The organism is Metabacillus niabensis, from assembly GCF_902829255.1.
Classification (GTDB): Bacteria; Bacillota; Bacilli; order Bacillales; family Bacillaceae; genus Metabacillus; species Metabacillus niabensis.
In genome coordinates this window covers 1-4,084 of sequence record NZ_CADEPK010000311.1, presented here as the reverse complement: position 1 = coordinate 4,084, position 4,084 = coordinate 1, and the positions used below count along the sequence as shown (strand labels likewise).

The window sequence follows — 4,084 nt, the reverse complement described above, 5'->3', positions numbered from 1 at the left end:
CACTATATACAAAAATACCATATATTACGACAAAAATAGACGAAATTTTTTTTCCATTTTCATAGTACTTTAGATGTAAATTAAAATTTAGTGTTTATAGTACAGAGGTTTCATTCAGAGAAGCAAAGAGAAACAATCGATTTATAAGAAGTGAGTTGCATTACTCTCATTAAAAAAAGAAAAGGTGAATTATTTCCTATCTTCAAAAACGAGTCACATCTCAAGAAATAGGCTTAATGAAATTCTCTCCTGACATTATGCCAAGGAAAGCTAGATCACATCATAATGCGCTTAACTTAGAGGATTCAAAATATCCCTTAAACGTTCAAAGAACTATCCATACTCTTGATTGCTATCTATGTACGTCTTATCTCCATTTCAAACGATGTAAGACCATTATAAAAAGGCTGTCTAACATATCACCTGTCAGACAGCCTTTTCCCTTAATTTGCTTTAATTTTCTCTAGTTCAATTAAAAATTTATCATTTAGTACTTTAATATATGTTCCTTTCATCCCTAGAGAACGAGATTCAATAACCCCAGCACTCTCTAATTTACGTAGAGCATTGACAATAACTGAACGAGTAATTCCTACTCTGTCAGCAATTTTACTAGCAACTAATAACCCTTCATTTCCGCTCAATTCCTCGAAAATATGCTCAATTGCTTCAAGCTCACTATATGAAAGAGAGCTAATTGCCATTTGTACTACAGCTTTGCTACGAGCTTCTTCCTCAATTTCCTCCGCTTTTTCACGAAGAATTTCCATGCCAACAACAGTAGCACCGTATTCTGCCAGAATTAAATCCTCATCAGCAAATTCATCTTGTACTCTAGCAAGGATTAATGTACCTAGTCTTTCTCCACCACCATTAATCGGTACAATTGTTGTAAGACCATTTTTAAATAGGTCACGATTTTCAACAGGAAACGCTGTGTAATCGCTATTTATATCGATATTAGAAGATGTTTCTGTAATATTAAAAAGGCTGTTCGTATAATCCTCTGGAAATTGACGTTCTTCAAGCATTTTTTTCATACGATCATTTTCAATTTGCTGGTTAATAGCAAAACCTAATAATTTCCCTCTGCGACTTACTACGAAGATATTCGCAGTAATCACATCACTTAATGTTTCTGCCATTTCTCGAAAGTTTACTGGCTTCCCAGCAGCCTTTTGAAGCATAGCATTGATTGTACGTGTTTTTTGTAATAGAGCCATAATGGTTCCTCCTGTATTTAATTGTTATAAAATAAATTGACTTAAATCTTTGTTTTTTGATATTTCCCCTAGCTTATCTTCAACATATTGAGGCGTGATCACGATTTTCTCAAGGTTTATGTCAGGTGCTTCAAAGGATAAATCTTCTAAAAGCCGCTCAAGAATTGTATGTAATCTTCTAGCACCAATGTTATCTGTGTTTTGGTTCACTTCAAATGCAACTTCAGCTATCTTACGTATAGCATCGTCTGAAAATTCTAATTGTATACCTTCAGTTTGTATTAAAGCTGTATATTGTTTTAATAATGCATTGTCTGGTTCAACGAGAATTTTCACAAAATCATCAACACTTAGCTTTGTTAATTCAACACGAATTGGGAATCTCCCTTGAAGTTCAGGAATAAGATCAGAAGGCTTCGAAATGTGAAAAGCCCCTGCAGCAATAAAGAGAACATGGTCTGTTTTAACAGTTCCATATTTCGTCACAACTGTTGACCCCTCAACAATTGGTAAAATATCTCTTTGCACTCCTTCTCTAGATACATCTGCAGTTGAACCACCTTTAGATTTTCCTGCAATTTTATCAATTTCATCAATGAAAATGATGCCAGTTTGCTCTGAGCGCACAACCGCTTCCTGTGTTACTTCATCCATGTCAATTAGTTTACTTGCCTCTTCATTTGTTAATACTTTTCTTGCTTCCCTTATTGTAAGTTTGCGCTTTTTCTTTCTTTTTGGCATTAGATTTCCTAATGCGTCCTGCATATTCATCCCCATTTGTTCCATACCGGATCCTTGGAGCATATCAAACATAGATGGTTGTTGTTCCTCCACCTCTATTGTAACATAGTGATCCTCTAATTCACCTAATGCGAGTTGATGAGCGATTCTTTTCCGTTTTTCTTTCAGACTTTCCTCATCATTTGCTGGCTCATTGTCCTCTTGCGCCTGATTTGCAGCACCAAATAACATTTCCAATGGATTTTTTACAGTTGATTGCTTTTTCTTTCCAGGCACTAAAAGTTCAACTAACCGCTTATTGGCGTTTTCTTCAGCAGCACCTTTTACATCTGTCATTTTTTCCTCTTTGACAAGGCGAACAGCTGTCTCAACTAAATCTCTTACCATTGATTCAACATCTCTACCGACATATCCAACCTCAGTAAATTTTGTTGCTTCAACTTTAATAAATGGTGCCCTTGCAATTTTTGCTATTCTTCTGGCAATTTCTGTTTTCCCAACTCCTGTTGGTCCTATCATCAGAATATTTTTCGGTACAACTTCATCTCTTAGCTTTTCACTTAGCAGGCTTCTTCTATAGCGATTTCGTAAGGCAACAGCTACTGCTTTTTTCGCATCCTTTTGCCCTACAATGTATTGATCCAACCGTTCAACAATTTGTTTTGGTGTTAGTTCTTTACTCAACGTAAATAGCCTCCTTTATTAAAGCTCTTCGACTATAATATTTTGATTTGTATATACACAAATTTCCCCAGCAATTGTTAACGCGTTTTTCGCAATTTCTGTTGCAGTTAGACTATCGCCGGCATAACGCTTCAATGCTCTCCCTGCAGATAACGCATAATTACCACCAGATCCAATCGCAAGGATACCATCATCAGGTTCAATTACTTCACCTGTTCCAGATACTAGTAATAAGTCTTTTTCATTCATCACAATGAGCATCGCTTCAAGTTTTCTCAAAACCTTATCACTACGCCATTCCTTTGCAAGTTCTACAGCTGCACGTTGAAGATTTCCATTATATTCTTCAAGTCTGTTTTCAAAGAGCTCAAATAATGTAAAAGCATCTGCAACTGAGCCAGCAAAACCAGCAATTACTTTTCCATTAAATATTTTCCGAACCTTTTTTGCTGTATGCTTCATCACTACTGCATTACCGAATGTAACTTGACCATCGCCTGCCATTGCAGCTTTTCCATTATGACGAACAGCAAAAATTGTTGTAGCATGAAATTGTGACATTTTATTACCTCCTTAGACTTTTCGTTATGCACGAGGGTGATGTGACATGTAAATCTTCTTTAAATGCTCCTTCGTAACATGTGTATATACTTGAGTGGAAGATAAATGTGCATGACCTAATAATTCTTGTACACTTCGCATATCTGCACCTTCATTTAATAGATGTGTTGCAAATGTATGTCTAAACATATGAGGATGGATATGAAGTGTTAATGATGCTTTTTTAATCATTTCATTTAAGGCATGACGAATCCCACGATCTGTAATAGGATCGCCACGATGATTTACAAATAAATAAGAATGATCCTCAGATGCTTTTCGTTTACTGATTAATTGTTTCCTACCATCGTGAACATATTGTTCAATTGCATCATGAGCAAAGCTACCAAAAGGGACGTACCTTTGTTTCCCACCTTTTCCATTTACCAAAACTGTACCAATTGCAAAGTCAATATCCGACATCTTAATGTTACAACATTCACTTACACGGATGCCTGTTCCATACAATACTTCTAGAATCGCCTGATTTCTTTGCCCTAAAGGTGTTTGTAGGTCAGAAACAGCAAATAGCTTTTCAATTTCCTCTTCATATAAAAACTTCGGTATTTTCTGTTCTCGCTTAGGCAGTGACACCAATGTAAACGGATTATCCTTAAGTTTTTCCTCCCGGACAAGAAACTTAAAGAAGCTCCTTAATGAAGAGATTTTCCTTGAAATCGATTTTCTAGAGTAATTCCTCTTATGTAATGTGGTTAAATAAAGTCGTATATCATGATATGTAATATCCTCTAGATGTTGGATAACTTCCTTCTTCATAAAGGTAAAGAAATCCTCAATATCAGAAATATAACTCACAATTGTATATTGTGAGTAAT

General features: G+C 35.6%; 4 protein-coding genes. All 4 read right to left on the bottom strand.

Translation table 11 applies throughout. The features are described 5' to 3' along the window. Window positions 1–443: 443 nt before the first annotated feature. Window positions 444–1,223, bottom strand: a complete 780-nt coding sequence (codY, locus tag HU235_RS17945) for a GTP-sensing pleiotropic transcriptional regulator CodY (protein WP_095298241.1) — start codon at window positions 1,221–1,223, stop codon at window positions 444–446. 24 nt (window positions 1,224–1,247) lie between these two features. Next, window positions 1,248–2,648, bottom strand: coding sequence for an HslU--HslV peptidase ATPase subunit (gene hslU, locus HU235_RS17940; protein WP_174881106.1), 1,401 nt, complete (start codon window positions 2,646–2,648; stop codon window positions 1,248–1,250). Window positions 2,649–2,666: 18 nt separating this feature from the next. Beyond that, the gene (hslV, locus tag HU235_RS17935; protein WP_174881105.1) at window positions 2,667–3,209 is read right to left on the bottom strand and encodes an ATP-dependent protease subunit HslV; all 543 of its coding nucleotides are present in this window, start codon (window positions 3,207–3,209) and stop codon (window positions 2,667–2,669) included. 24 nt (window positions 3,210–3,233) lie between these two features. After that, window positions 3,234–4,084 (bottom strand): tyrosine recombinase XerC (gene xerC, locus HU235_RS17930; RefSeq protein WP_174881104.1); only part of this gene is annotated, 851 nt, incomplete at its 5' end.